Below are 26,991 nucleotides of genomic sequence, written 5' to 3' on the forward strand. Positions count from 1 at the left end.
ATAACCCCTTACTTGTAGGTGACTTTTTTGACCGCCTGCACCACCTCGTCGGCGGTGACCAGCGCAAGCTTTTCCAGGTTCGCGGCATAGGGCATGGGCACGTCCTTGCCGGTGCAGTTGATGACCGGCGCGTCGAGATAATCGAAGGCGTTTTCCATGATATAGGCCGACAGGTGGTTGCCGATGGCGCCCACCGGGAAGCCTTCCTCGACCGTGACGCAGCGGTTGGTCTTCTTGACCGATTCAAGGATGGTGCCATAGTCCAGCGGGCGCAGGGTCCGCAGGTCGATCACCTCGGCCTCGATCCCTTCCTCGGCCAGCTTGTCGGCGGCTTCCAGCGCATGGGCCATGCCGATGCCGAAGCTGACGATGGTCACGTCCTTGCCGGTCCGCGCGATGCGCGCCTTGCCGAAGGGGATGGTGAAGTCCGGCAGGTCCGGCACCTCGAACGAGCGGCCGTAGAGGATCTCGTTTTCCAGGAAGATCACCGGGTTCGGGTCGCGGATCGCCTGTTTCAGCAGGCCTTTGGCATCGGCCGCCGAATAGGGCATCACCACCTTGAGGCCGGGGATCTGGGCATACCAGGCGGCGTAATCCTGGCTGTGCTGGGCGCCCACGCGGGCGGCGGCGCCGTTCGGGCCGCGGAACACGATGGGACAGCCCATCTGGCCGCCGGACATGTACAGCGTCTTGGCGGCCGAGTTGATGATGTGGTCGATGGCCTGCATCGCGAAGTTGAAGGTCATGAACTCGACGATGGGGCGCAGCCCGGCCAGCGCGGCGCCGGTGCCGATGCCGGCAAAGCCGATCTCGCTGATCGGGGTGTCGACGACCCGGCGCGGGCCGAACTTGTCCAGCAGGCCCTGGCTGATCTTGTAGGCGCCCTGGTATTCGCCGACCTCCTCGCCCATCAGGAACACGGTGTCGTCGCGTTCCATTTCCTCGGCCATGGCCTCGCGCAGCGCCTCGCGCACGGTCATGGATTTCATCTTGGTGCCTTCGGGCCAGTCGGGGCTGTGGTCGGGCTCGGGCGTCTTGACGGTTTCGACGGCGGATTGGGCGGGGGCTTCGGATTTCGCCTCGGCGGGGACGGCTTCGGCTTTCGGCGCCTCGGCCTTCACGTCGTCGGCGGATTCGCCTTCCTCGACCAGGACGGCGATGGGGGTGTTCACCTTGACCCCCTGGCTGCCTTCGCCGATCAGGATCTTGCCCAGGATGCCTTCATCCACGGCCTCGAATTCCATCGTGGCCTTGTCGGTCTCGATCTCGGCGATGATGTCGCCGGCCTTGACCGCGTCGCCTTCCTTTTTCAGCCATTTCGCCAGCGTGCCTTCCTCCATGGTCGGCGACAGGGCGGGCATCAGGATTTCGGTTGCCATTGTTGTTCCCCTCCCTCAGGCGTTCTCGGTGGCCGAGCCTTGCGGCAGGTCTTCGGCATAGATGTCGGTCCACAGCTGATCCAGCGCGGGTTCCGGGCTTTCCTTGGCGAACTCGGCGGATTCGTTGACGATATCCTTGATTTCCTTGTCGATCGCCTTCAGGTCGTCCTCGGAGGCGTGGCTGCCGGTCAGCAGCAGGTCGCGCACGTGTTCGATGGCGTCGCGTTCGTCGCGCATCTTCTGGACTTCCTCGCGGGTGCGGTATTTCGCCGGGTCCGACATCGAATGCCCGCGATAGCGATAGGTCATCACTTCCAGGATATAGGGGCCCTTGCCCGCGCGGCAGTGGGCCACGGCCTTTTCGCCGGCGGCCTTGACGGCCAGCACGTCCATGCCGTCCACCCGTTCGCCCGCGATGCCGAAGGCTTCGCCCCGGCCGTAAAGCGTCGTCGACTTGGTCGAGCGCGACATCGAGGTGCCCATGGCGTACTGGTTGTTCTCGATCACGAAAACCACCGGCAGGGACCACAGCTCGGCCATGTTGTAGGTCTCATAGACCTGGCCCTGGTTGGCCGCGCCGTCGCCGAAATAGGTGAAGGTGACGTTGTCATTGCCAAGGTACTTGTCGGCGAAGGCCAGGCCCGCGCCCAGCGGCACCTGCGCCGCGACGATGCCGTGACCGCCGTAGAAATGCTTTTCGCGGCTGAACATGTGCATGCTGCCGCCCTTGCCCTTGGAATATCCGCCCTCGCGGCCGGTCAGTTCGCCATGACGCCCTTGGCGTCCATGCCGCAGGCCAGCATGTGGCCTTCGCGATAGCTGTGATGGCTTGTCGCCGTCCTTGGCGCAGGCCTCCAGGCCCACGACCACGGCCTCCTGGCCGATGTACAGGTGGCAGAAGCCGCCGATCAGACCCATGCCGTAAAGCTGGCCGGCCTTTTCCTCGAATCGACGGATCAGAAGCATGTCGCGGTAGTATTTCAAAAGCTCGTCGCGCGAGACGTTGGACGTGCTTTCCTTGGCTGCTGGCTTTCTGACCATGCGGGCCCCCTCCTTGGCACAGGAATAGTTCAGCGTTAAACTACTTCTAGGACGGAGTTCGCGGAAATGTAAACCTGCGATCTGCGGGCGCGCGGAAATTGGGCAGGGCGCCGCCCGGGGCCCCTAGCGGACGATGATTTCGTCGGGCCGGATATAGCCCAGCACGTCGCGGGCGCGTTCGTCCAGCAGGTCCAGGTCCAGGTATTCGTCCGACAGCCGGCGCGTCAGGTTGCGCATGCGGTCCACCTCGGCCTGCAACTTGTCGCGTTGGGCGACCAGTTCGCGGGTGTCGGCGCGCAGCTGTTCGCGCCGCAGCACCCCCGAGGGCCCCTGCACGGCCGCAAAGGCGAAATAGGCGCCCAGCAGCGCCATGATGACGAAAAACACCAGGGCGCTGATGGAAAGGCGTTCGGACATGGGGCGGCTCGCTTGGTTTCGGGCGATCATGCCACAGCCGCCGGGCCGGGAAAATCCCCGACGGCAGCGATTGACAGCGGCGCGCGTCCGGCCTTCCATGCGCCAGAACCACCGGGGAGCACCGCGGAAATGTTGGCCTTTTTGCGCCTGATCGGCATGGTGCTGGTCATCGAGCTGATCTTCTATGCGCTGCTGACGGCCTATCTGCGCAGCACGCGGCGCGAGGCGCTGGAAGACGAATGGGACCGCCGCCACCCGGATCGCGCGGGCGATTCCCCGGAACGGCGCGAATTCGTGCGGCGTTCCATGATCGGCTTTCGCCGAACGCTGCGCGCCCGGCTTGCGCTTCTGGTGCTGGTGTTGCCGGTGGTCGCGATTGCGGCGATCATCGTCCTTGTGAACTACAACTGAGGGGGCGCCGATGCGCTGGTTCCTGACCGTCCTGGGGGTGCTGTTCGGCATCGCCGTATTCCTGTTTCTGGATTATGCCCTGCCGTCGCGGCAGACGGTGCGCATCACCAACACCTACAACCGGCTGACCGACATCGGCGCGAACCGCATCTTCTATGCCTCGCCCGACACCGGCACCGTGCAGAACGCCCAAGGCCAGCGCGACGTGCGCTTCATCGACACGGTGCGCCCCAGCGGACGGCCCTATGTCTATCGCAACGAGGACACTGGCTGGATCTGGCCGCCCTATTTCAAATACGACAGTTCGAACCTGCATGCGCGGGCGACGGACCTGCGATCGACCTCGGCCGATCCGCAATGGGTCAGCGTCACCTCGTACGGCTGGCGGGTGTCGTGGCTGTCGATCTATCCCAATGCGATCTCGATCCGGCCGGTCGCGGGGCCCGACGTGCGGCCCTTCAACTGGCCCGCGGTGCTGATCCTGCTGGTGCTGGGGGCGCTGCTGGCGCTGATCTGGCGGATGTGGAACCAGTTCCGCGAACGCAGCATCGATCCGGCGCTGGCCTCGGCCGACGCGGCGGGGGACAGGGCGCGGGGGCGGCTGTCGCGCTGGTGGAACAGGCGCTAGGCATGGCCGAAGGACGCAACCCCGGCACCCCGTTCCGCCCCGAGGCCTTTGCCCGGATCGCCGTCAACACCCCGGCGGCCGAGCGTCGTGCCGCGACCCTGACCGCGCGGCGCAGTCTCAAGGGCGACTGGCAGGCGGCCTGGCTGTTGAATGCGGTGCGCTGCATCGACCTGACGACGCTGTCGGGCGACGACACCCCCGACCGCGTGGCGCGGCTTTGCGCCAAGGCGCGCCAGCCCGTCGACGCGGGGCAGCTTCAGGCGCTTGGCGTCGCCAGCCTGACGACCGGCGCGGTCTGCGTCTATCCCACCATGGTCGCGGCGGCAAAGCGCGCGCTGCAGGGCTCGGCCATCCCGGTGGCGTCGGTCGCGACCGGCTTTCCGGCCGGGCTGATGCCTCTGGACCTGCGCCTGGCCGAGATCCGCTATGCGCTGGACATGGGCGCCGACGAAATCGACATCGTCATTTCGCGCGGCCTTGCCCTGCGCGGCGAATGGTCGGCGCTTTACGACGAGCTTTGCGCCATGCGCGAAGCCTGCGGGCCCGCGCTGATGAAGGCGATCCTGGCGACCGGGGAACTCAAGTCCCTGACCACGGTGGCCCGCGCCAGCCATGTCGCCATGCAGGCGGGCGCCGATTTCATCAAGACCTCGACCGGCAAGGAGCCCGTGAACGCCACGCTGCCGGTCAGCCTGGTCATGCTGCGCGCGATCGCGACTATCGCGACGCGACCGGCGTTGCCGTGGGTTCAAGCCCGCCGGCGGGTTGCGGACGGCCAGGGACGCGCTGAACTGGCAGGTGCTGATGGCCGAGGAACTGGGCCGCGACTGGTTGCGTCCCGGTCTGTTCCGCATCGGCGCATCCTCGCTTCTGGCCGATATCGAGCGCCAGATTTCCCATCACGTCACCGGGCGCTATGCCGCGTCCCATCGCCTGGCCGCAGGATAAGATGCCGAAAGTCTCTGACATCATGGAAAGCATGGAATACGGCCCCGCCCCCGAGGATGCCTCGGCCGTCCGCGACTGGCTGCGCGAGCGCGGCACCTTTGGCCATTTCATCGCCGGCCGCTTCACCCTCCCGGGCGAGACCTTCGTCACAAGCGATCCCGCGACGGGAGAAGAACTGGCCCGCGTCACGCAGGGAACGGGCCGCGACGTCGCCAAGGCCGTGCGCGCCGCGCGCCGGGCGCAGCGGGGCTGGGGAGCCATGCCGGGCCATGACCGGGCGCGGTTCCTGTATGCCATCGCCCGCACCATCCAGAAGCGCGAGCGGTTTCTGGCGGTGCTGGAAACGCTGGACAACGGCAAGCCGATCCGGGAAAGCCGCGACATCGACCTGCCCTTGGTCGTGCGCCATTTTTATCATCACGCCGGCTGGGCCGAGATCGCCGAGACCGAGTTTCCCGGCCACCGCGCGCTCGGCGTCTGCGGCCAGATCATCCCGTGGAACTTTCCGCTGCTGATGCTTGCCTGGAAGGTCGCGCCCGCGCTGGCCGCCGGCAATACCGTGGTCTTGAAGCCCGCCGAATATACGCCCCTGACCGCGCTGGCCTTTGCCGAGATTTGCGCCCATGTCGGCCTGCCCGCCGGCGTCGTGAACATCGTCACCGGCGACGGCGGCACCGGCCAGGCGCTGGTCGGCGCGGCGGTGGACAAGATCGCCTTCACCGGCTCGACCGAGGTCGGCCGCGCCATCGCCGCAGACGTCGCCGGCTCGGGCAAGCGGCTGACGCTGGAACTGGGCGGCAAATCGCCCTTCGTGGTGCTGGAGGACGCCGACCTGGATGCGGCGGTCGAGGGCGTCGTGGACGGGGTCTGGTTCAACCAGGGCCAGGTCTGCTGCGCCGGTTCGCGCATCCTGGTCGCCGAAAGCGTGGCCGAACGGTTCGAGGCGCTGCTTCGCGCCCGCATGGACAGGCTGCGGGTCGGCCCGCCGCTGGACAAGTCCACCGATGTCGGTGCCATCGTCCATCCGGTGCAGCGGGACCGCATCCTTGCCATCCTGGCCCGCGCCCGGGCCGAGGGCGCGGAACTGGTCGGCGGCGCGGCGGGGCAGGGCTGCGTCATCGCGCCGGGCTATCTGCGCAACATCGCCCCCGCCAATCCCGGCATGGTCGAGGAAATCTTTGGCCCCATCGCTACGCTTTCGACCTTTCGCACGCCGGACGAGGCGGTCGATCTGGCCAACAACACGCGTTATGGCCTGGCCGCCTCGGTCTGGTCGGAAAGCGCGACGGTCGCGACCGACATCGCCGCGCGGATCAAGGCCGGCGTGGTCTGGGTGAACTGCGCCAACGTCTTTGACGCCGCCGCGCCCTTTGGCGGCATCCGCGACAGCGGCTATGGCCGCGAAGGCGGACGCGAAGGGCTGCTGGACTATCTGGCCGCCCCTCCGGTTCGCCCCGCCCGGGAACCCGCGCCCGCCCCGGTGTCGGCCCTGCCCGATGGGCTGGCGCATGACGAAAGGGGCATCGACCGCACCGTGAAGCTGTATATCGGCGGCGCGCAACAGCGACCCGACGGCGGCGCGAGCTATCTGGCGCAGGACGAGCTGGTCCCGCTGGGCGGGCGCAAGGACATCCGCAACGCCGTCGAGGCGGCGCAGGGCGCATTGGGCAAATGGCAGGGCCTGGGCGGGCACGGCCGGGCGCAGGTGCTGTATTTCCTGGCCGAGAACCTGGCCCTGCGGCGGTCCGAATTCGCGGGCTTCGCCACGCTCGAGGAAACCGAAGCCGCGATCCGGCGCTGCTTTTTCTATGCCGGGTTCGCCGACAAGTTCGACGGCGCTACGGTTTCGGCCAGGCCCGGCCATCTGTGCCACGTCCAGCACGATCCGCATGGCGTGATGGGCGTGATCGCGCCCAATGCCGCGCCGCTGGCGGGCTTTCTGTCGCTGGTCCTGCCTGCCATCGCGATGGGCAATGCGGTGGTTGCCGTGCCCTCGCAGGACCGGCCGATGGCGGCGCTGACGCTGGCGCAGGTGCTGGCCTGTTCGGACGTGCCGGGGGGTGTCGTCAACATCGTCACCGGCCCGCGCGAGGATCTGTCCCGGACGCTGGCCGGCCATGACGGTGTCGGCGCGATCTGGCATGTGGGGCAGGGCGAGGGGCTGGCCGCGACCGAGCGCGCCGCCGCGCAAACCCTGATCCCCGTCTGGGCGCCCGAGCCGCGCGACTGGGCCGCGCCCGAGGCGCAGGGCCGCGAATTCCTGCGCCGCGCCACCCGAAGCAGGACCATCTGGCTGCCCCATGGCGCGCTTCCCGCGGGCACCGGCAGCGCCGCCTATTAGGCCGAGCGCAGCCAGCGCAGCCCGGCCTCGGTCGAGGTCAGGGGCGTGTATTCGGCGCCGATCCAGCCGTCGTAACCGGCCTCGTCCAGCGCCCGATAGAATCGGGCAAAGTCGATGTCGCCGGTGCGCGGCTCGTGCCGGCCGGGAAAGCCCGCGACCTGCACATGGCGCGTGATCGGCGCCAGCCGGCGCCAAAGGTCCAGCACATCGCCATGGATCATCTGGGCCTGATAGGCGTCGAATTGCAGCCCGAGGTTCGGCGCGCCGACCTCGGCGATGATCTCGGCGGCAAGGTCGAAGTCGTTCAGGAAATAGCCGGGCATGTCCTGGGTGTTGGTCGGCTCGATCGTCAGGCTGGCGCGGGGGGCGCGGCGGGCGGCCCATTTCAGGTTCTCGATCATGGTGCGGCGCGCCTGCGGGCCCTCGGCGCGTCCGGCCATGATGTGGACGTGCTGCACGTCCAGCGCCTGGGCATAGCGGATCGCGCGGTCGAAGTCGCTGCGAAAGCGCGCCTCGTTGCCCGGCTCGGCCGCAAAGCCGCGCGGGCCCCCCGCCCAGTTCGGCGGCGGCGAGTTCAGCAGCACGAACTCCAGCCCCGTGGCTTCGGCGCACCGCACCAGTTCCTTGACGGCCAGGTCATAGGGAAACAGGATCTCGACCCCCTGGAACCCGGCGCGGCGGGCAGCGGCGAAACGCTGCTGCATCGGCAGTTCGGTGAACAGATAGGTCAGGTTTGCGGCAAAATGCGCCATGTCAGGGCTCCAGCGGAAAGGTTTCCCCACCCGAGTGCAGAATCATGCGCCCATGGGAATCGGGCGCGGCCACATCGGCCAGTCGATAAAATGTCTTTCGATCAATCAGCGCCCACAGCCCGCGCCGGACGTGGACATAGGGACGCGGCTCTTCGGGGGTGCCACGCATCTGGATGGCGTTGTCGGGACCCGCGGTCACCTGGTCGCCCACATTGGTGGTGAATGTGATCGTCGGGCCGATCTCGGCATCCACCGCGACGAAGGGCGCGTCCACCACGCGGATGCGCACCTTTTCGACGGGCGTCACCAGGAAATACTCGTCCCCCTCGCGTTTCAGGATCGAGGCGAACAGCCGCACCATCGCCGGCCGCCCGATGGGGCTGCCCTGATAGAACCAGGTCCCGTCGGCGCGGATCTCCATGTCCAGATCCCCGCAGAACGGCGGGTTCCACAGGTGCACCGGCGGCGGGCCCTTTTTCGAGGCACGGCCGGCCGCCGCGGCGATCCCTGCCGCATCGCTCACAGGATTGTCAGTCTTGCGAACCATTATCAGTGGAGCCCCGTTGCCGCCCATCCTATGCTGTCCTAGATCAGAAAAGAGGCGTTGTCATGGCCGAGGATGATAAACTCGTCGTTGAAATCCAGTCGCTGACCAACCGGCTTGGCGATGCAAGGGCCAGCGTCGAGCGGCGCTTCGTCGGGCAGCATGCCGTCGTCGAACAGGTTCTGTCGGCGATCCTGTCGGGGGGGCACGCGCTGCTGGTGGGCCAGCCGGGCCTGGGCAAGACCATGCTGGTCGATACGCTTTCGACGGTACTGGGGCTCGACAGCGCGCGGGTGCAGTTCACCCCCGACCTGATGCCGGCCGACATCCTGGGGTCCGAGGTGCTGGACGTGCGCCCCGACGGCAGCCGCGCCTTTCGCTTCATCCAGGGGCCGGTCTTTACCCAGCTTCTGATGGCCGACGAGATCAACCGCGCCAGCCCCCGCACCCAGTCTGCGCTGCTGCAGGCGATGCAGGAGGCCGAGGTAACGATCGGGGGCGAGCATCGCCCGCTCGGCCGCCCGTTCCATGTGCTGGCGACCCAGAACCCCATCGAGCAGGAAGGCACCTATCCCCTGCCCGAGGCGCAGCTTGACCGCTTCCTGCTGCAGATCGACGTGGATTATCCCGACCGCGACACGGAACGCGCGATCCTGCTGGCGACCACCGGGACGGAACAGGGCGCGGCCCATGCCGTCTTCGACGCGGCGGGGCTGATCCAGGCGCAGGCGCTGATCCGGCGGATGCCGGTGGGCGAATCGGTCCTGAACGCCATCCTCGATCTGGTGCGCGCCGCGCGCCCCGGCGCGCCCGAGGCCCCCGCATGGGTTGCCGAGACGCTGGTCTGGGGGCCGGGTCCGCGGGCCGCGCAGGCACTGACGCTAGTCGCCCGCGCGCACGCCGCGCTGAACGGCCGCTTTGCCCCGACGCTCGACGATGTCGAGGCGATGGCCGCCCCGGTCCTGCGCCACCGCATGGCGCTGAGCTTTGCCGCCCGCGCCCGGGGCGAGACGGTCGAGGGCGTCATCGCCCGGCTGCTGGGCGACCGGATGCAGGCCGCAGCGTGAGCCCCTCGGCCGATCAGCTGCGCGCGGGGGCGGAGGCCGCCTCGGCCGCCCTGCCGGCGCTGATGCTGTCGGCCGAACGGCTGGCGGCCAGCCTGACCGCGGGCGCGCATGGCCAGCGCCGCGCCGGCGCGGGCGAGGATTTCTGGCAGTACCGGCCCGCGACCCAGGGCGACACCGCGCGCAGCATCGACTGGCGCCGCTCGGCGCGCTCGGACGGCCAGTTCGTCCGCGACCGCGAGGCGCAGGCGGCGCAATCGGCGGTGCTGTGGGTTTCGGCCGCTGCCGGCATGGATTTCTCGGGCGGCGCCGACCGGCCGGCCAAGCGCGACCGCGCCGCCCTGCTGGCGCTTGCCTTGGCCTTGGGGCTGCTGGCGGGGGGCGAGCGCGTGGCCCTGGCCGGCCAGCCGCCGCGCCCGGGCCGGATGCAGGCCGACCGGATCGCCGAGGCGCTGGTCGCCCGCGCGCCCCTGCCCGCGGACGAGGACACGCCCCCGGCCGAGGCGCTGCGCCCCGGCCAGCGCTCGGCTGATCGACGATCTCGGGCAACCCGACGCAGGGCCTGCCGATCTCGACCGGGCCGCCGGTCTTGGCGTCCGGGGCGCGCTGCTGCAGGTGCTGGACCCCGACGAGGAGGCCTTTCCCTATGGCGGGGCGGTGCTGTTCCGCTCGGCCTCGGGGGCGCTCAGGCACGACACCCGCGACGCGGGCGGCCTGCGCGCCGCCTATCTGGCCCGGCTGGCCGAGCGGCGCGCCGCGCTGACCCGCGCCGCCGGGACCGCCGGCTGGCATTTCGGCACCCATGACACCGCCGCGCCGCCCGCGCAGGCGCTTCTGTGGCTCTGGTCGGTGCTGGAGGGCTGATGCTGGTCCTGGGTCCTCTTGGCTTCGCAACGCCCTGGCTGCTGGCGGCGCTGGCCGCGCTGCCGGTGCTGTGGCTGATCCTGCGCGCGATGCCGCCCTCGCCCCGGCTGGTGCGCTTTCCCGGCACGCGGCTGCTGCTGGGCCTGCGCGATGCCCGCCCGGTGGCACGGCATACCCCCTGGTGGCTGCTCTTGATCCGCATGCTGGCGATCGCGGCGCTGATCCTGGGCTTTGCCGGCCCGGTCTGGAAACCGGCGCCCGATCCGGCGGGGCAGGGCCCTTTGCTGATCGTCCTGGACGCGGGCTGGGCCGCCGCGCCCGACTGGCCGCAGCGCCAGGCACGCGCCTTGCAGGCGGTGGACCGGGCCGCGCGCGACGGCCAGCCGGCCGCGCTGCTGGTCGCGGATGGCCGGGCCAGCGCCACGCTGCCGTTCCTGCCGGCATCCGAGCTGGCCGCGCACCTGCGCGCCGTCCAGCCCGCCCCATGGGAGACGCGCTATCCCTCGGACCTTGACGCGCTGCTGTCGCAGGCGCCGTCGGGCCTGTCGGTGCTGTGGCTGTCGGACGGTCTGGACCATCCCGGCCGCGCCGCCCTGCTGTCGGCCCTGGCGGCGCGGGGCGCGGTCACCGTAGCCCCGCCCGACGGCCCCCGCCTGTCCCTGCAATCGGTGCCGGGGGACCGGCCCGCGCTGCGGCTGCGCACGACCGGAACCGCGGCCCCCGATGTCATCGCCTATGGCGTCGACCCGCAGGGGGCGCCGCGTGAGTTGGCGCGGCTGAAGCCGCTGGCCGCCCCGGTCGCGGCGGCGGCGGGGGAGCGGCTGGTGCCCATCGACCTGCCCTCCGAACTGCGCAACCGCATCACCCGCTTTCAGATCGACGCGGCCCGGCACCGGGGCGGTGGTGCACCTGCATTCGACCCATGCGACGGCGCTGTCCGCTGGTCGGCGACGGCGCCGCGCGCGAGGGCCAGCAGTTGCTGTCGCCCATGCATTACCTGCGCCGGGCTCTGGCCCCCTCGACCGACCTGCTCGAAGGGGGCGCGGCGGATGTGCTGCAGGCCGCGCCCGACGTGATCGTGCTGGCCGACCAGATCGGCCTGCCCGAGGCCGAGGCCCTGCAGGGCTGGGTGGACCAGGGCGGGCTGCTGATCCGCTTTGCCGGACCGCGCATGGCCGCGTCCGACCGGCTGGCCGAGGAGCCGCTGCTGCCCGTCCGGCTGCGGGCGGGCGGGCGCGACATCGGCGGCGCGCTGAGCTGGGGCGATCCGCGCGGCCTTGCCCCCTTCGCCCCCGAAGGGCCGTTCGCGGGTCTTGCGATTCCGGCCGACGCGCTGGTCCGCGCGCAGCTTCTGCCCGAACCCTCGCCCGACCTGGCCCCGCGCACGCTGGCCGCGCTGACCGACGGCACGCCCCTGGTCACGCGCGCCCCCCTGGGCGACGGGCAGGTGGTGCTGTTTCACACCACGGCCAACGCGGAATGGTCGAACCTCGCCCTGTCGGGCCTGTTCGTCGAGATGCTGCAGCGCCTGGTCCAAAGCGCCCGCGCCGGGTCGGGGGCGGCTGCCGCGCCCGATCCCTCGGCGGACACCTATTGGACGCCGGTGCAGGTGCTGGATGGCTTCGGCCAGGTGCGGGACCCGCAGGATCCGGTCCCGGTGGCGGGCGCCGATTTCGCGCGCGGCCCGGCGCCCGGCGCGCCCGCCGGCCTGTACCGGGCGGGCGAACGGGTGGCCGCACTGAACGCGGGCGGGCCGCTGGTCGCAGCCCAGGGCCCGGCCGACTGGCCCGGCGCCACGGTCGAGGCGCAGGCCCAGGCCCCCGGCGTCGATCTGCGCGGCTGGCTGATCGCGCTGGCGATGCTGCTGCTGGCTCTGGATGCGCTGGGCAGCGCCTGGCTTGCGCGGGGCCGCGGCCCAGGAAAGGCTGTGACATGAAACGCCTGATCCCGATCCTTGTGGCCTTGCTGGCCTGGTCCTGGCCCGCCCTTGCGCAGGACGACCCGGACCCGCGCCGATCCGCGCCGCGGACGAGGTCGCGCTGGCCTATGTCGTGACGGGCGATGCCGATGTGGACCGTGCCTCCGACGCCGGGCTGCGCGGCGTCTCGCAGGTGCTGACCCAGCGCACCACGGTCGAACCGGGCGAGCCCATCGGCATCGACCTGGACCGCGACGACCTGTCGCTGCTGACCTTCCTGTATTGGCCGGTGACGGACAGCCAGCCCTCGCCCACGCCGCAGGCCTATGTGCGGTTGAACCATTTTCTGAAATCGGGCGGCGTGATCCTGTTCGACACCCGCGACGGGGATATCGCCGGCCTGGGCGGGCCCGACGGTTCGGCCGCGCTGCAGCGGCTGGCGGCGCCCCTGGACATCCCGCCGCTGGCGCCGATCCCGGCCGACCATGTGCTGACCCGCAGCTTCTATCTGCTGCAGGACTTCCCGGGCCGCTACAGCGGGCGCGACGTCTGGGCCGAGGCCCCACCCCCCGGCGCCGAGGCGGCCGAGGGCGTGCCGTTCCGCAACCTCAACGACGGAGTCTCTCCGGTCATCATCGGCGGCAATGCCTGGGCCGAGGCCTGGGCCGTCGACCAGAACGGCCTGCCCCTGTTCAGCATGGGCTCGGGGTTCGAGGGCGAGGAGAACCGCGAGATGGCAAACCGCTTCGGCGTCAACCTGATCATGTATGTGCTGACCGGGAACTACAAATCCGACCAGGTGCATGTGCCAGCCCTGCTTGACCGGCTGCGCGCCGAGGAAGTGACCCAATGACGGGCCTGAGCTTTGACCCGCTGCTGCCCTGGGCGCTGGTTGCGTCGGTGGCTGCGCTGGGACTGCTGGTGGCGCTGTGGTCGCTGTGGCGCGGCTTGCGCGGCTGGTTCTGGCGCGGGCTCGCGGGGCTGGCTGCGGCGCTTGCGCTGGCCGGGCCCGCGCTGGAATCGGGGGTGCGCCAGGCGCTTTCGGACATCGTCATCCTGCTGGACGACCGCAGCGCCAGCCAGTCGCTGCCGGGCCGGGCCGAGCAGTCCGACCAGGCGGTGCAGGCGCTTTCGCGCCAGATCGAGGCCCTGCCGAACACCGAGATCCGCCGCGTCACCCTGGGCGACGACGATGACGGCACCCTGTTGGGCGCGGCGCTGGCCAAGGCCTTGGCGGCCGAACCCCAGACCCGCGTGGCGGGCGTCGTCGCGGTGACGGACGGGCTGGCCCATGACGCGGCGCAGATACCCGGCGCGGCGCCCGCGCCGGTCCATGTCCTGCTGACCGGCCAGCCCGCCGACTGGGACCGCCGCCTGGTGATCGAGGAAGCCCCGGCCTTTGGCCTGATCGGCCAGCCCGTCACCATCCGCCTGCGCGTCGAGGACCAGGGCGCCGTCCCGCCCGAGGTCGCCGCCAGCCCCGCCCGTCTGCGCATCCAGCTGGACGGCGCGGACAGCCGCAGCCTGGAGCTGCCGCCCGGCGTGACGCTGGACCTGCCGGTGGTGCCCGAGCACGCGGGGCAGAACGTCGTCTCGATCGGCTTCGACGCGCCCGGGGGCGCCGTGCCGGAACTGACCGACCGCAACAATGCCGCCGCCGTCCAGATCCAGGGGGTGCACGACCGGCTGCGCGTGCTGCTGGTCTCGGGCGAGCCGCACGCGGGCGAACGGACCTGGCGCAACCTGCTGAAGTCGGACGCGAACGTGGATCTGATCCACTTCACCATCCTGCGGCCGCCGGACAAGATGGACGGCGTGCCGGTCGACGAGCTGTCGCTGATCGCCTTCCCCACGCAGGAACTGTTCATGGAGCGGATCCGCGATTTCGACCTGATCATCTTCGACCGGGACCGGGTGCGGGGCATCCTGACGCCGCAATATTACGACAACATCCGCCGCTATGTCGAAGAGGGCGGCGCCATCCTGGTCTCGGCCGGGCCCGAGATGTCCTCGGTCGAAAGCCTGAACCTGTCGCCGATGGGGGCGATCATCCCGGGCCGGCCGACCGGGCGGGTCTATGATCAGCCGTTCCTGCCGCAACTGACCGACGAAGGCCGGCGCCATCCGGTCACGGCGGGCCTGACCGGCGCGCCGGCCGAGGGCAGCGACAGCCATTGGGGCCGCTGGCTGCGCATGTCCCAGGTGATCCCCGACCCGCGCGCCCAGGTGGTGATGACCGGGGCCGAGGACCAGCCGCTGCTGATCCTGAACCGGGTGGGCAAGGGCCGGGTGGCGCTGCTGACTTCGGACCAGGTCTGGCTGTGGGGGCGCGGCTTCGAAGGGGGCGGGCCGCAGCTGGAACTGCTGCGCCGCATCGCCCATTGGTCGATGAAGGAACCCGAGCTTGAGGAAGAGGCGCTGCTGGCCGATGTCTCGGCCGGCCTTGGCGTGACGATCACCCGCCGCACCATGGCCGAGGCGGTCGGGCCGGTCCGCATCACCCATCCCGACGGCCGGACCGAGGAGATCGCCCTGGCCCAGACCGGCCCCGGCCGTTTCGCCGCGCGCTGGACCGCGCCCGGCCCCGGGCTTTACCGCCTGGCCGAGGGCGAGATCACCCGCATCCTGGCGCTTGGTCCCGCCGCGCCCCGCGAGTTCGAGGAAACCGTCGCTTCGGACCGGGTGGTGGCGCCCCTGGTCCAGGCGACGCAGGGCGCCGTCCTGCGCCTGTCGGATGGGATTCCGACCCTGCGCACCGTCCGCGAGGGGCGGTCCGCGCATGGCCAGGGCGTGGGCGGCGACTGGATCGGCATCACGCCGCGTGGCGCCGCCTCGGTGTCGGGGGTGACGCATCGGCCCCTGCTGCCCGGCTGGGCCTGGCTTTGCATCGTGGCGGGGCTGGCGCTGGTCGGTTGGCTGGCCGAGGGGCGGGCGGACAGGGGCCGGGCGGCAGGCAAATTGCCAAGCCCGCGCCCCGTTGCTAGGCAAATGGAAACCATTTCACGAGGGACCGCATGGCCGCCGCCCAGAACGACGCCGAGACCGCCTACATCCCGCCGACCGAAGTCGATCTGGCCGCGATCAAGCGGATCCTGCCGCATCGCTATCCCTTCCTGCTGGTGGATCGGGTCCGCGACATCGTGCCCATGAAAAGCTGCGTGGGCGTCAAGAACGTCACCTCGAACGAGCCGCATTTCGAGGGGCATTTCCCGCAGGAACCCGTCATGCCCGGCGTGCTGATCATCGAGGCCATGGCCCAGGCCGCCGCCGTCCTGGTCGGCGTCAGCCTGGATCTGGCCGGCAAGGGCATGGGCACCTATTTCATGTCCATCGACAAGTGCCGCTTCCGCCAGAAGGTCGTGCCCGGCGACGTGCTGGAACTGCACATGACCACGCTGCGCGGCGGCGGCAAGATCTGGAAGTTCGAGGGGCGCGCCATGGTCAATGGCCAGCTTGCCGCCGAGGCCGAGGTCATGGCCATGCTGAACCGTGGCGACAATGGCTGACCCCCGGGTCCACCCCTCGGCCGTGGTCGACCCCGCCGCCGTGATCGGCGAGGATTGCGAGATCGGCCCGTTCTGCGTCGTCGGTCCCGAGGTGAAGCTCGGCCGCGGCGTGGTGTTGAAATCGCACGTCGTGATCGCCGGCGACACCAGCATCGGCGACGAGACGGTGGTGTTTCCCTTTGCCTCGGTCGGCGAGGTGCCGCAGGACCTGAAGTTCCGCGGTGAAAAGGTCCGGCTGGAGATCGGCGCCCGCAACCGCATCCGCGAATATGTCACCATGAACCCCGGAACCGAGGGCGGCGGCGGCGTCACCCGGATCGGGAATGACGGCCTTTTCATGGCAGGTAGCCATGTGGCCCATGACTGCCAGATCGGCGACCGCGTGATCCTGGTCAACAACGCCTCGGTCGCCGGGCATTGCCACCTCGAGGATGACGTGATCGTGGGCGGGCTTTCGGGCGTGCACCAATGGGTGCGCATCGGGCGCGGCGCGATGATCGGCGCGGTCTGCATGGTGACGGCGGACGTGATTCCCTTTGGCCTGGTGCAGGGCCCGCGCGGCCACCTGGACGGGCTGAACCTGGTGGGCCTCAAGCGCCGCGGCGCCTCGCGCGAGGAAATCCACGCGCTGCGCGACATGCTGGGCAAGCTGGGCTCTGGCAGCTTCCGCGACACGGCCCGCCACATGGCCGAGGGGCCGAACGGGCCGATGGTGCAGGAGGTGCTGGACTTCATCCTCGGTCCCTCGGACCGCAGCTTCCTGGCGCCCCATCCATGAGAGCCCGTCCATGAGCCGCACCGCCCTGATCGCGGGCGAGGGCAGCCTTGCCCCCGCCATCGCCGCTGCGCTGGACCGGCCGCTGGTCTATGCGCTGGACCACCTCCACCCCCAGGTCGAAGCCAAGCCGTTCCGGCTGGAGCGGCTGGTGCCCTTTCTGGACGAACTGGCCGAACAGGGCGTGACCCGGGCGGTCTTTGCCGGGGCCATCCGCCGCCCCAGGATCGAGCCCGACCTGTTCGACCCGCGCACCTGGCCATCGTCCCCGCATCCTGATGGGCATGCGTCGGGCGACGATGCCGCCCTGCGCGCGGTGCTTGATGTCTTCGAAGAGGCCGGGATCGCCATCGCCTCGGTCGACCAGATCCTGCCTGGGCTGGTTCCCGGTGCCGGCGTTCTGGCAGGCGAACCGACGCCCCGCGACCAGAAGGATGCCGCCCGCGCCGCCGAGATCGTCCAGGGCCTTGGCTCGCTTGACATCGGGCAGGGCGCGGTGGTGGCGCAAGGCTTGTGCCTGGCGGTCGAGGCGCTGCCGGGCACCCAGGCGATGCTGGACTTCGTGAGGCTCCACGCCGGTCTCAAGCCCGATCCGAAGGGACCGCGCGGGGTGCTCTACAAGGCGCCGAAGCCCGGTCAGGACCGCCGCATCGACTTGCCGACCATCGGTCCCGACACCGTGCGCCAAGCCGCCGAGGCGGGCCTGGGCGGCATCGCCTGGCAGGCCGGCAGCGTCATCCTGCTGGATCGGGAAGACGCCATCGCCCGCGCTGAACAGGCGGGCCTGTTCCTGTGGTCGCGGCCGTGAGCGGGTATTTGGAAAACAGTGAAAACCCTATGGTCTCACCGTTTTTCAAATACCCATCTCCGGGCCGCGCGTCCGGAGCCATGTCATGAAGTTCTTCCTGATCGCGGGCGAGCCTTCGGGCGACAATCTGGGCGGTCCCTTGATGGCGGGGCTGAAAAGCCTTGATCCAATGGCAGAGTTTCTGGGCGTGGGCGGCCCGGCGATGGCGGCCCAGGGGCTCGCCAGCCTGTTCCCGATGGAGGAACTGTCGGTCATGGGCATCGTCGAGGTGCTGCCGAAATACCGCCAGCTCAAGGCCCGCATCCGGCAGACCGCGCGGGCCGTGGCCGATGCACGGCCCGACGCGCTGATCACCATCGACAGCCCCGATTTCTGCCTGCGGGTCGTCGCCGAGGCGCGGGCCCTGTGCCCGGATCTGCGCACGATCCATTACGTCGCGCCCTCGGTCTGGGCCTGGCGGGCCGGGCGGGCGAAGAAGATGGCCCGCGTCATCGACCATGTGCTGGCCATCCTGCCCTTCGAGCCACCTTACATGCAGGCGGCTGGGATGAGCTGCGATTTCGTCGGTCATCCCATCGCGGTCGAACCCGTGGCCGGCCCCGCCGAGGCGGCGGCCTTTCGCGACGCCCATGGCATCGCCCCCGATGCGCCCTTGCTGCTGTGCCTGCCCGGGTCGCGCCGGGGCGAGGTGGGCCGGCTGGGCCCCCGGTTCGACGAGGCGCTGATTCGACTGCGCGACCGCGTGCCCGAGGTGCGGGTCGTTCTGCCGACCGTCAGGGGCGTTTCGCAACTGGTGCGGGACATGGCCCGGCGCTGGCCCTCGGCCCCCGTGGTGGTCGAGGGCGCGGCGCGGCGCGCGGCCTTTGCCGCGGCCGACCTGGCGCTGGCGGCCTCGGGCACGGTCAGCCTGGATCTTGCGGCGAACGACGTGCCGATGGTGATCGGCTATGACGTGGCGCCGCTGAGCCGCCTGCTGATCGGGCTGTTGCTGAAGACCGATCCGGTGACGCTGGTGAACCTGGTCAGCAAACCCGCGCCGTGCCGGAGTATCTGGGCCGCCGCTGCCAGCCCGGCCTGCTGTCGCAGGCGCTGTTCGACCTGCTTGAAAACACCGACGCCCGCGCCGCGCAGCGAGCGCATCCTGCTGACACGCGGAGAGCAGGGCCTGAACAGAAACTAAGGACGGAACGCGCCGCGCGATCGGCGTGAGCGAATTCAAGTGGCTCGCGCGAACGATTCGGCCGGAAGGCGGTTAGCGGCTAAACTACTTCTCGCGCGCTGTCGTATTGGGATGGCTCCGTGGCTCTTCGTCACAGACGGCATTCATTTCCGCAAAGGTGGACATGTCGGCCAGCCAGATCTGGGTCGACAGGATGCGCGTCTTGTCCGAACCGCATTCGGCCAGCAGCCGGTCGACTTCGGCTAGGGCGCCGCGGGTCTGTTCCGTCACCGAGGCGCCCGGATTGGCGATCTGGCCGGCCAGATAGATGGTGCCGTTGTGGATGACGGCCTCGCTCATGCGGGGGCCGGTGCCGATGCGTTCGATCTGGGACATGGGAATCCTTTCGGGGTTTGGCCGGCGGATGCCGGGGCAGGGCCGTCATGCCAAAGCCGGCCGCCGCGTTCAATGGCCTGCCCGACATGCGAAACGCCCGGCGACAGGTCGCCGGGCGCAGTCGCATTCCGATGGGGGACATCGTAGATCAGAAAATACCCGTCAGATAAAACAGAATGATGACGACGATCGGCACGCCGAGCAGCCAGGCAACGATGCCTTTCATGGGTTCGCCCTTTCCTGATCCATGTGTTGTCGGCCAAACGCCCGGCAGCAGGGCGAAGTTCCTGACGGACGGTGCGCATTAATCCTTAACGCTGGAACTTTATATAATATTTCATTTAATTCAAAATCTTAAATAGTTTTCCTCGGCTGGGGCCGGTGCCATAACGGCTGCATTCAGGAGGTGATTAAGATGATCTTTCGTTTTTCGGTCGTGATGGCGGCCCTTTCATTGGCTGGCTGCGCCACCATTACCCGCGGCACGAATGACGTGCTCGTGGTGGAATCCACGCCCCAGGCGGCTCAGGTCAAGCTGAGCAACGGGCAAAGCTGCGACGGCACGCCCTGCAGCTTCAAGCTGCCGCGAAAGTCCGAGCTGAATCTCGTGGTCAGCAAGGAAGGTTGCAAGCCTGTCAATGTGCATGTGACGAACCGCGTGTCGGGCGGCGGCGGGGCAGCGATGGCGGGCAACGTCCTAGTCGGCGGCATCATCGGCGCCGGGGTGGATGCCGGTACGGGCGCCATGCTGGAGCTGGTCCCCAATCCGGTAAAAGTCCAGTTGGAGTGCCGACGCTAGCTGTTCAGTCCCGGCATTGGTCCCCTGTGTGTAAGTAGGGTCGAGCCGTCTCATACAGCGTATCTTCTTGAGATGTGACAAGAAAAAATGGTGCTGTGAGAGAGGATTGAACTCTCGACCTCACCCTTACCAAGGGTGTGCTCTACCACTGAGCTACCACAGCATCGTGCCGGGGGCTTTAGACCGAGCGCGCCGGCCACGCAAGGGGGCTGGCGCAAAAAATTGCCTTTTGCATGCCCGACCCCGCGGCGGCATGGACGCGAAACCCGATGACGGCCAAGATCGCTTGGGCATTCATCCTGATCAGCGGATCCCCGCGAGCCGGATGCATCGAACGATCGCGAAGCGCGCCTCAAGGCGGCTCTGCGCGCGAATCTGGCGCGGCGCAAGGCGCAGGGCCGTGCCCGCGCGGCCGGCGGGGATCCATCAGAGGATGAGCAGCAGCATGGGCCAAAGACGCCGCATCAGGGCGCGCCCGGGAACGAGGACTAGATGGATCAGATCATCGTAAGGGGGAACGGGCCGCTCAAGGGCGAGATCCCGATCGCCGGAGCCAAGAACGCCTGCCTGACCCTGATGCCGGCGACGCTGCTGACCGACCAGCCGCTGACGCTGACCAACGCGCCGCGGCTCTCGGACATCCGTACCATGACGGCGCTGCTGCAATCGCTCGGGGCCGAGGTGGCCAGCCTGCAGGACGGGCGGTGCCTGGCGCTGTCCAGCCCGATTCTGGACATGAACCGCCGTTAGGACAGCGTGCGCAAGATGCGCGCCATCGATCCTGGTGCTGGGGCCGATGCTGGCGCGCGACGGCCATGCGGTGGTCTCGCTGCCGGGGGGCTGCGCCATCGGCGCGCGCCCTGTGGACCTGCACCTGAAGGCGCTCGAGGCGATGGGGGCCGAGCTCGACCTGCGCGAGGGCTACGTCCACGCCAAGGCGCCGGCCGGGGGGCTGAAGGGCGCCCTGATCGACTTTCCCATCGTCTCGGTCGGGGCCACGGAAAACGCGCTGATGGCGGCGACGCTGGCGCGCGGCACGACCGTGATCAACAATGCCGCGCGCGAACCCGAGATCGTGGATCTCGCGCAATGCCTGCGCCGCATGGGCGCGCAGATCGAGGGCGAGGGCACCGCGACCATCACCGTCGAGGGCGTCCGCAGCCTGGGCGGTGCCACCCATCCGGTCGTCACCGACCGGATCGAGCTTGGAACCTACATGCTGGCCCCCGCCATCTGCGGTGGCGAGGTCGAGTGCCTGGGCGGCCGCATCGACCTGGTTGCCGCCTTCTGCGAAAAGCTGGACGCCGCCGGCATCGACGTGACCGAAACCGAACGCGGGCTCAAGGTCTCGCGCAAGAACGGCCGGGTGCGGGCGGTGGACGTGGTGACGGAGCCCTTCCCGGGTTTCCCGACCGATTTGCAGGCGCAGATGATGGCGCTGCTTTGCACCGCCGAAGGCACCTCGGTGCTGGAGGAGAGGATCTTCGAGAACCGCTTCATGCACGCGCCCGAACTGACCCGCATGGGCGCCAGGATCGAGGTCCATGGCGGCCATGCCACCGTCACGGGCGTTGCCAACCTGCGCGGCGCGCCTGTGATGGCGACCGACCTGCGCGCCTCGGTCAGCCTGATCCTGGCGGGGCTGGCCGCCGAGGGCGAAACCATCGTCAGCCGGGTCTATCACCTGGATCGCGGCTACGAAAAGGTCGTGCGCAAGCTGCGCGGCGTCGGTGCCCAGATCGAACGCATCAAGGAGAGCGAGCCCCATGAATGATGCCCGTTTCGCGGATGCAGACCCTGCGCCGCTTGCCCTCGTCGCCCAGGATGTCGAGGATCTGACCGTCATCTCGGCCCTGGTCCAGGACGCCGTCCTGCCGGTGACCGAGATCACCTATGACATGCGCCACCGCCAGCTGGCGCTGCTGCTGAACCGCTTCCGTTGGGAGGATGCCGAAAGCGCCCGGCGCGAGGAACGGCCCTATGAACGGGTGCGCGCCGTTCTGCTCGTCTCGGACGTGCAGAAGGTGCAAAGCGACGGAATAGACCGGGCCGACAACGATCTGGTGCTCGAGCTTCTCGCCCTGCGCTGGGAGGCGGGCGAAGACGGGACGGGACGGCTGCTGCTGGATTTCGCGGGCGACGGCACGGTGGCCGTGGATGCGGAATGCCTGAACGTGGAACTCCGCGACGTGACCCGGCCCTATATCGCCCCCTCGCGCCGCGCGCCCGAACACCCCGAACGCTGATCCTCTCATGCGGCCGCCGTGCTGGCGGCACTGTCGCATGGGTATTTGAAAAACGGTGAAAGCCGGGTGGGGCCTCTCCTGCTTTCACCGTTTCCCAAATACCCAAAGCCGGCAGGGCGGGCCGGGAGCGACCGCTTGCCTGCCGTCCCGCATCGCCGCTTGAGCCCCCTGCGTGCAGCCGCTAACAAGGTTGCGACATTGTGAGCGTGACCATGCCGATCCATCTTTCGACCGCCCAGCCCGATTTCGAGCAGCGCTTCGCCGATCTTTTATCGATGAAGCGCGAGGATGCGGCGGATGTGAACGAGGCGGTGGCCGCGATCATCGCCGATGTCCGGGCACGGGGGGATGCCGCCCTGGTCGAGTTGACGGGGCGTTTCGACCGGCTGGACTTGACGGCGGCGGGCCTGGCCTTCACCGCCGGGGAAATCGCGGACCAGACGGCCCGTGTCATCGGCCAGGACCGCGCGGCGCTGGTCACGGCGAGCCAGCCGCATCCGTGCCTATCACGCCCGCCAGATGCCCGAGGACATGCTCTGGACCGACCCCGAAGGCGCGAGCCTGGGGTGGCGCTGGACGCCGGTTTCGGCGGCGGGGCTTTACGTTCCGGGGGGGCAGGCGAGCTATCCATCCTCGGTCCTGATGAACGCGATTCCGGCGCGGGTGGCCGGGGTCGAGCGGCTGGTGATCTGCGTTCCGACGCCCGATGGCGCGGTCAATCCGCTGGTGCTGCTGGCCGCCGAACTGGCGGGCGTCGATGAGATCTATCGCATCGGCGGCGCGCAGGCCATTGCGGCCTTGGCCTATGGCACCGAAACGATCCGGCCCGTGGACAAGATCACCGGGCCTGGCAACGCCTATGTCGCCGCGGCCAAGCGCCAGGTCTTTGGCCGCGTGGGCATCGACATGATCGCCGGTCCCTCCGAGGTGCTGATCATCGCGGCCGGCGCGCAGGACCCCGAATGGCTGGCGCTCGACCTGCTGGCCCAGGCCGAGCATGACGCCGATGCGCAGTCGATCCTGATCACCCCCGACAAGGCTCTGGCCCAGGCCGTGGTGGCCGAGGTCGAGCGGCTGCTGCCCAGCCTGCCGCGTGCGGCCGTGGCGGGGGCCAGCTGGCGCGACTATGGCACGGTCATCCTGACCCGCGACCTGGACGAGGCGGCGGCGCTGTCGGACCGGCTTGCGCCCGAGCACCTGGAGCTTTGCGTGGACGATCCCGATGCGCTGGCCCGCAAGACGCGGCACGCGGGGGCGATCTTTCTGGGCGGTTGGACGCCCGAGGCTGTGGGCGATTACGTCAGCGGCCCGAACCACGTCCTGCCGACGGCGCGCTCGGCGCGGTTTTCCTCGGGCCTGTCGGTGATGGATTTTCTCAAGCGCACGACGCTGGCGAAGCTTTCGCCGGCGGCGCTGGGGACCATCGGGCCGGCAGCGGTGCGGCTGGCCGCCTCCGAGGGGCTTTCGGCCCATGGCCTGTCCGTCTCGGCCCGGCTCAGGACGCTGAACGGAGACGAGCGATGACCCAGGCGACCGACCGGCTGTGCCGGATCGACATCGACGACAGCGCCATGCCGCCACCCACGCCCGAGATGGAGCAGGACCGCCGCGTCGCCGTCTTCGACCTGCTCGAGGACAACAGCTTTCGCCTGCCGGGCCGCGAGGGCCAGCCTGTGCCGCCCGGGCCCTATGCCCTGTCGCTGGCCATGCGCGACAAGCGGCTGGTGTTTTCCATCGCCACCGAAGGCAATGAGGCGGTGGCGGAATTCCATCTGTCGATGGGTCCCTTTCGGCAAACGGTCAAGGACTATTTCCAGATCTGCGCCAGCTACTTCGATGCCGTGAAGCGCCTGCCGCCCGCCCAGATCGAAGCGATCGACATGGCCCGGCGCGGCATCCACAACGAAGGCGCCCGCACCCTGCAAGAGCGGCTCGAGGGCAAGGCCGCCATAGACATCGACACCGCCCGCCGCCTGTTCACCCTGATCTGTGCCCTGATCCCGGAGTGATTCGTGGCCGGACCGATTCCCCCTTCGGTGCTGTTCTGCTGCGATCACAACGCCATCCGCTCGCCCATGGCCGAAGGGATGATGAAGAAGTTCTACGGCCGCGCCGCCTATGTGCAATCGGCCGGCGTCAGGAACGACATGGAGGTGGACGGCTTCGCCATCGCCGTCTGCAAGGAGATCGGGGTCGAGATCTCGACCCACCGCTCGCGCTCCTTCGAAGAGATGAAGGAATGGGGGGACGACCTGGGCAGCTTCGATCTGGTGGTGGCCCTGTCCCCGGCCAGCCAGCGCCAGGCGCTTGAACTGACGCGGGTTTCGCATCTGGACGTGGAATACTGGCCGATCATGGACCCGACCGGTCTGGCCGAGGGGCGCGAGGCGCGGCTGGCGCTTTACCGCCAGATCCGCGACCAGATCCGCGACCGGCTGATCGACCGTTTCGGCCCGCCGACCGAGGCCGGGTCGGAAAAACCCCCCGTGCTAACGAAATCTTAGGGGATGGGCGGGTAAGGCTTGGGAAATCCAAGCGGAGTTTGCCCATGTCTGATTTCCTGAACCTGGCCCGGGGACTTGATCGCGCGATGCAGTCCCTGCGGACGCACCGGGCCGTCCTGGCGCTGGATTCGGTCGGCCGGATCGTGGCGATCAACGAATTCTATCGGCGCCTGACCGGATTTTCCCGCGACGCGCTGATCGGGCGCCCGGTCTGGGTGCTGCTGGACTTGGGCGAACGCTGCGCCGGCCGGCTCGGCGCGCTTCTGGACCTGGCCGACGGCGGCGAGGCGCATATTCCGGAACTGGCGCACATGACGCGCTCGGGGCGGCGGTATCGGGTGGATGCCAAGGTCTTCGCGGTCTGCGATCCGCAAGGGGCAAGGACGCTCAGCATGGTCTTTGCCCGGCCCGAGGACAGCGGCGGCCTGATCGACATGCGCCATGTCTTCGGCGGCTCGGTGCTGCCCGAGCCAACGGCCATGCCCGCGCCCGAGGAGGCGATCTTTCGGCCCCGCCTGGTGCGACGGGACCATTAGGCCGGCGGCGGCCCGTTCCCGCCGGAACCGACCGAGATACCCGGCGGAGTGGGGTCCCGGGGGTCAGACCACGACCGCCGCGCCTTCGGTTGCCGGGCCGACATGGGCACGGAAGGCGCGGAACAACTCCCGTCCCATGCCTTCGGACGAGGGCGCTGGGTCATGGGACGCCGGCGTGCGATCCGCGAAATCCGCAGCCAGGCATTCCAGCGTGCCCGCCACCGCATCCAGCCGCACCAGGTCGCCGTCGCGCAGCCGCGCCAAAGGTCCCCCATCCGCCGCCTCGGGCGAGATGTGGACGCCGCCGGCACCTTGCCCGAGGCGCCCGACATGCGCCCGTCCGTCACCAGCGCCACCCGCAGCCCGCGATCCTGCAGGACCGACAGGGTGGGGGTCAGCGAATGCAACTCGGGCATGCCGTTGGCGCGCGGGCCCTGGAAGCGGACGACGACCACCGTGTCGCCGGTGAACTCGCCCCGCTTGAAGGCGGCCTTGACCTCTTCCTGGTCGGCGAAGACGCGGGCCGGCGCCTCGATCACATGGCGTTCGGGCGCGACGGCCGAGACCTTGATGACGCCGCGACCCAGGTTTCCGGCCAGCTGCTTCAGGCCGCCGATCGGGGCAAAGGGGTTGGCCACGGGGCGCAGGATCTTGTCGTTCAGCGTCTCGCGTGCGCCATCGACCCAGCGGATGCCGCCTTCGGCCAGTTGCGGCTCGCGCGCATAGGCGTCCAGCCCGGCCCCCGCGATGGTCTTGACGTCGGGATGCAGCAAGCCGGCCTGCAGCAACTGCCCGATCATGAAACCCAGGCCCCCGGCTGCGTGGAAATGGTTCACGTCCGCCAGCCCGTTGGGATAGACCCGCGCCATCAGCGGCACCGCCTCGGACAGGTCGTGGAAATCCTCGAGGTCCAGGATCACCCCCGCCGCCCGCGCCATCGCCGGCAGGTGCAGCACCAGATTCGTGGACCCGCCCGTCGCCATCAGCCCGACGATGCCGTTGACGAAGGCGCGCTCGTCCAGCACCTCGCCCGCCGGCAGGTAGTCGTTGCCCAGCCGGGTGATCGCGGCCGCGCGTTCGACCGCGGCCACGGTCAAGGCGTCGCGCAGGGGCGTGTTCGGGTTCACGAAGCTCGAGCCCGGCAGGTGCAGGCCCATGAACTCCATCAGCATCTGGTTGGTGTTCGCCGTGCCGTAGAAGGTGCAGGTGCCCGGCGCGTGATAGCTGGCCATCTCGGCCGCCATCAGCGCGTCGCGCCCGACCTCGCCCGTGGCGAACAGGTTGCGGATGCGCGACTTTTCGTCATTGGGCAGGCCCGAGGGCATGGGGCCAGCCGGCACGAACACCGCCGGGATATGGCCGAAGGTCGCGGCGGCGATGATCAGCCCCGGCACGATCTTGTCGCAGACGCCCAGATACAGCGCCGCGTCGAAGGTGTCATGCGACAGCGCGACGCCGGACGCGAGCGCAATCACGTCGCGCGAAAACAGCGACAGCTCCATTCCCGCGCGACCCTGCGTCACGCCATCGCACATCGCCGGCACGCCCCCCGCGACCTGCGCCGTGGCCCCCGCCGCATGGGCCGCCTGCCGGATCAGGTCCGGGTAACGCTCATAGGGCTGATGCGCCGACAGCATGTCGTTGTAGGCGGTGACGATGCCGATGTTGGGCTTGCGCGTGGTCGCCATCACCTCCTTGTCGGGCATCGCGGCATAGGCATGGGCCTGGTTGCCGCAGGACAGGTGGGCGCGGCGCGGCCCGTCCTCGGCGGCGCGGGCGATCTTTTTCAGATAGGCGGCGCGGCTGGCGTCCGAGCGGGCGCGGATGCGGTCGGTAACGCGGTCGATGGTGGCGTGCAGGGTCATGGCTGGCTCCCTTTCTGGTCCCGATATAGTCCGTTAGCGTTAACGGCGCAACCGGCCCGCTCTTGCCCCGCAGCCTCAGGCATGGCAATC

At 69.3% G+C, this 26,991-nt stretch carries 23 protein-coding genes, 1 tRNA gene and 6 pseudogenes; 22 read left to right on the plus strand and 8 right to left on the minus strand.

Translation table 11 applies throughout. The annotated features are described in order from the left end of the window. Positions 1–8 precede the first annotated feature (8 nt). The 3 genes from DPM13_RS11195 to DPM13_RS11205 all read right to left on the minus strand — a co-directional run bounded on the left by DPM13_RS11195 (position 9) and on the right by DPM13_RS11205 (position 2,837). On the minus strand, positions 9–1,379 hold the full coding sequence (locus tag DPM13_RS11195; protein WP_112888034.1) for a pyruvate dehydrogenase complex E1 component subunit beta: 1,371 nt from the start codon (positions 1,377–1,379) through the stop codon (positions 9–11). Positions 1,380–1,394: 15 nt separating this feature from the next. After that, positions 1,395–2,420 (minus strand): pyruvate dehydrogenase (acetyl-transferring) E1 component subunit alpha, encoded by a 1,026-nt coding sequence (pdhA, locus tag DPM13_RS11200; protein ID WP_112888035.1) that lies wholly within the window; start codon positions 2,418–2,420, stop codon positions 1,395–1,397. 123 nt (positions 2,421–2,543) lie between these two features. After that, positions 2,544–2,837, minus strand: coding sequence for an FtsB family cell division protein (locus DPM13_RS11205; protein ID WP_028719862.1), 294 nt, complete (start codon positions 2,835–2,837; stop codon positions 2,544–2,546). A gap of 129 nt (positions 2,838–2,966) precedes the next feature. On the opposite strand from DPM13_RS11205, the gene DPM13_RS11210 reads away from it, so the two are divergent. The 4 genes and pseudogenes from DPM13_RS11210 (at position 2,967) to DPM13_RS11225 (ending at position 7,165) form a co-directional block, all read left to right on the plus strand. After that, a complete protein-coding gene (locus DPM13_RS11210) occupies positions 2,967–3,248 on the plus strand; it encodes a hypothetical protein (protein ID WP_080621747.1) in 282 nt (93 codons plus the stop codon). Positions 3,249–3,258: 10 nt separating this feature from the next. Then, complete coding sequence (locus DPM13_RS11215) at positions 3,259–3,876, plus strand: DUF1523 family protein (protein WP_028719860.1); 618 nt, start codon at positions 3,259–3,261, stop codon at positions 3,874–3,876. Between the two features lie 2 nt (positions 3,877–3,878). Next, positions 3,879–4,824, plus strand: a pseudogene (deoC, locus tag DPM13_RS11220) (deoxyribose-phosphate aldolase). Position 4,825: 1 nt separating this feature from the next. Continuing rightward, positions 4,826–7,165 carry an aldehyde dehydrogenase family protein gene (locus tag DPM13_RS11225; protein ID WP_112888759.1) on the plus strand — a complete coding sequence of 780 codons (2,340 nt, stop codon included), beginning with the start codon at positions 4,826–4,828 and terminating at the stop codon, positions 7,163–7,165. Here DPM13_RS11225 and DPM13_RS11230 read toward each other — a convergent pair. Together DPM13_RS11230 and DPM13_RS11235 are read right to left on the minus strand one after the other, a co-directional pair. Continuing rightward, the gene (locus tag DPM13_RS11230; RefSeq protein WP_028719857.1) at positions 7,162–7,917 is read right to left on the minus strand and encodes a hydroxypyruvate isomerase family protein; all 756 of its coding nucleotides are present in this window, start codon (positions 7,915–7,917) and stop codon (positions 7,162–7,164) included. The genes DPM13_RS11225 and DPM13_RS11230 overlap by 4 nt on opposite strands. A gap of 1 nt (position 7,918) precedes the next feature. Continuing rightward, positions 7,919–8,464: a DUF1285 domain-containing protein gene (locus tag DPM13_RS11235; RefSeq protein ID WP_112888036.1), complete on the minus strand. Its 546-nt coding sequence runs from the start codon at positions 8,462–8,464 to the stop codon at positions 7,919–7,921. Between the two features lie 62 nt (positions 8,465–8,526). Between DPM13_RS11235 and DPM13_RS11240 the strand changes: the two genes are divergently transcribed. The 11 genes and pseudogenes from DPM13_RS11240 to lpxB all read left to right on the plus strand — a co-directional run bounded on the left by DPM13_RS11240 (position 8,527) and on the right by lpxB (position 18,605). Further along, positions 8,527–9,528, plus strand: coding sequence for an AAA family ATPase (locus DPM13_RS11240; protein WP_080621750.1), 1,002 nt, complete (start codon positions 8,527–8,529; stop codon positions 9,526–9,528). Continuing rightward, positions 9,525–10,389: pseudogene (locus DPM13_RS11245) on the plus strand (DUF58 domain-containing protein). The gene DPM13_RS11240 and the pseudogene DPM13_RS11245 overlap by 4 nt, the downstream one beginning before the upstream one ends. Further along, positions 10,362–11,465: a BatA domain-containing protein gene (locus DPM13_RS27010; protein ID WP_189654640.1), complete on the plus strand. Its 1,104-nt coding sequence runs from the start codon at positions 10,362–10,364 to the stop codon at positions 11,463–11,465. The pseudogene DPM13_RS11245 and the gene DPM13_RS27010 overlap by 28 nt, the downstream one beginning before the upstream one ends. After that, on the plus strand, positions 11,366–12,325 hold the full coding sequence (locus DPM13_RS27015) for a type 1 glutamine amidotransferase family protein (protein ID WP_189654641.1): 960 nt from the start codon (positions 11,366–11,368) through the stop codon (positions 12,323–12,325). Before DPM13_RS27010 ends, DPM13_RS27015 begins: the two co-directional genes overlap by 100 nt. Beyond that, positions 12,322–12,444, plus strand: a complete 123-nt coding sequence (locus DPM13_RS27020) for a hypothetical protein (RefSeq protein ID WP_397244303.1) — start codon at positions 12,322–12,324, stop codon at positions 12,442–12,444. Before DPM13_RS27015 ends, DPM13_RS27020 begins: the two co-directional genes overlap by 4 nt. Beyond that, positions 12,441–13,160 (plus strand): DUF4159 domain-containing protein, encoded by a 720-nt coding sequence (locus DPM13_RS27025; RefSeq protein ID WP_397244306.1) that lies wholly within the window; start codon positions 12,441–12,443, stop codon positions 13,158–13,160. Before DPM13_RS27020 ends, DPM13_RS27025 begins: the two co-directional genes overlap by 4 nt. Next, entirely contained in the window at positions 13,157–15,457 is a 2,301-nt protein-coding gene (locus DPM13_RS11265) for a hypothetical protein (RefSeq protein ID WP_223251968.1), read from the plus strand. The genes DPM13_RS27025 and DPM13_RS11265 overlap by 4 nt, the downstream gene beginning before the upstream one ends. After that, positions 15,400–15,813: a 3-hydroxyacyl-ACP dehydratase FabZ gene (fabZ, locus tag DPM13_RS11270; protein ID WP_262983346.1), complete on the plus strand. Its 414-nt coding sequence runs from the start codon at positions 15,400–15,402 to the stop codon at positions 15,811–15,813. Before DPM13_RS11265 ends, fabZ begins: the two co-directional genes overlap by 58 nt. After that, entirely contained in the window at positions 15,806–16,591 is a 786-nt protein-coding gene (gene lpxA / locus DPM13_RS11275; RefSeq protein WP_080621753.1) for an acyl-ACP--UDP-N-acetylglucosamine O-acyltransferase, read from the plus strand. The genes fabZ and lpxA overlap by 8 nt, the downstream gene beginning before the upstream one ends. A gap of 10 nt (positions 16,592–16,601) precedes the next feature. Further along, a complete protein-coding gene (locus DPM13_RS11280) occupies positions 16,602–17,396 on the plus strand; it encodes an LpxI family protein (protein ID WP_112888040.1) in 795 nt (264 codons plus the stop codon). An 85-nt stretch (positions 17,397–17,481) separates the two neighbouring features. Further along, a pseudogene (lpxB, locus tag DPM13_RS11285) lies at positions 17,482–18,605 on the plus strand (lipid-A-disaccharide synthase). A 55-nt stretch (positions 18,606–18,660) separates the two neighbouring features. Here the strand turns inward: lpxB and DPM13_RS11290 are convergent. After that, positions 18,661–18,951 (minus strand): RidA family protein, encoded by a 291-nt coding sequence (locus tag DPM13_RS11290; RefSeq protein WP_112888041.1) that lies wholly within the window; start codon positions 18,949–18,951, stop codon positions 18,661–18,663. Positions 18,952–19,366: 415 nt separating this feature from the next. Here DPM13_RS11290 and DPM13_RS11295 point away from each other — a divergent pair, with 415 nt between their 5' ends. Further along, on the plus strand, positions 19,367–19,750 hold the full coding sequence (locus DPM13_RS11295) for a putative periplasmic lipoprotein (protein ID WP_080621755.1): 384 nt from the start codon (positions 19,367–19,369) through the stop codon (positions 19,748–19,750). Between the two features lie 88 nt (positions 19,751–19,838). On the opposite strand, the gene DPM13_RS11300 is transcribed toward DPM13_RS11295, so the two are convergent. Further along, a tRNA-Thr gene (locus DPM13_RS11300) sits at positions 19,839–19,913 on the minus strand. A gap of 329 nt (positions 19,914–20,242) precedes the next feature. Between DPM13_RS11300 and murA the strand changes: the two are divergent. The 6 genes and pseudogenes from murA (at position 20,243) to DPM13_RS11330 (ending at position 25,036) form a co-directional block, all read left to right on the plus strand. After that, a pseudogene (gene murA, locus DPM13_RS11305) lies at positions 20,243–21,524 on the plus strand (UDP-N-acetylglucosamine 1-carboxyvinyltransferase). After that, on the plus strand, positions 21,517–21,996 hold the full coding sequence (locus DPM13_RS11310; protein WP_028720558.1) for a DUF2948 family protein: 480 nt from the start codon (positions 21,517–21,519) through the stop codon (positions 21,994–21,996). Before murA ends, DPM13_RS11310 begins: the two are co-directional and overlap by 8 nt. 212 nt (positions 21,997–22,208) lie before the next feature. Next, positions 22,209–23,520, plus strand: a pseudogene (hisD, locus tag DPM13_RS11315) (histidinol dehydrogenase). After that, positions 23,517–24,005: a UPF0262 family protein gene (locus DPM13_RS11320; RefSeq protein WP_028720560.1), complete on the plus strand. Its 489-nt coding sequence runs from the start codon at positions 23,517–23,519 to the stop codon at positions 24,003–24,005. Before hisD ends, DPM13_RS11320 begins: the two are co-directional and overlap by 4 nt. A 66-nt stretch (positions 24,006–24,071) precedes the next feature. Then, positions 24,072–24,500 (plus strand): arsenate-mycothiol transferase ArsC, encoded by a 429-nt coding sequence (locus tag DPM13_RS11325; RefSeq protein ID WP_232525914.1) that lies wholly within the window; start codon positions 24,072–24,074, stop codon positions 24,498–24,500. A gap of 44 nt (positions 24,501–24,544) precedes the next feature. Then, entirely contained in the window at positions 24,545–25,036 is a 492-nt protein-coding gene (locus DPM13_RS11330; protein ID WP_112888042.1) for a PAS domain-containing protein, read from the plus strand. 63 nt (positions 25,037–25,099) lie between these two features. Here DPM13_RS11330 and edd read toward each other — a convergent pair. Continuing rightward, positions 25,100–26,901: pseudogene (edd, locus tag DPM13_RS11335) on the minus strand (phosphogluconate dehydratase). Positions 26,902–26,991: the final 90 nt, after the last annotated feature.

Source organism: Paracoccus mutanolyticus, from assembly GCF_003285265.1.
In the GTDB taxonomy this organism is placed as follows: domain Bacteria; phylum Pseudomonadota; class Alphaproteobacteria; order Rhodobacterales; family Rhodobacteraceae; genus Paracoccus; species Paracoccus yeei.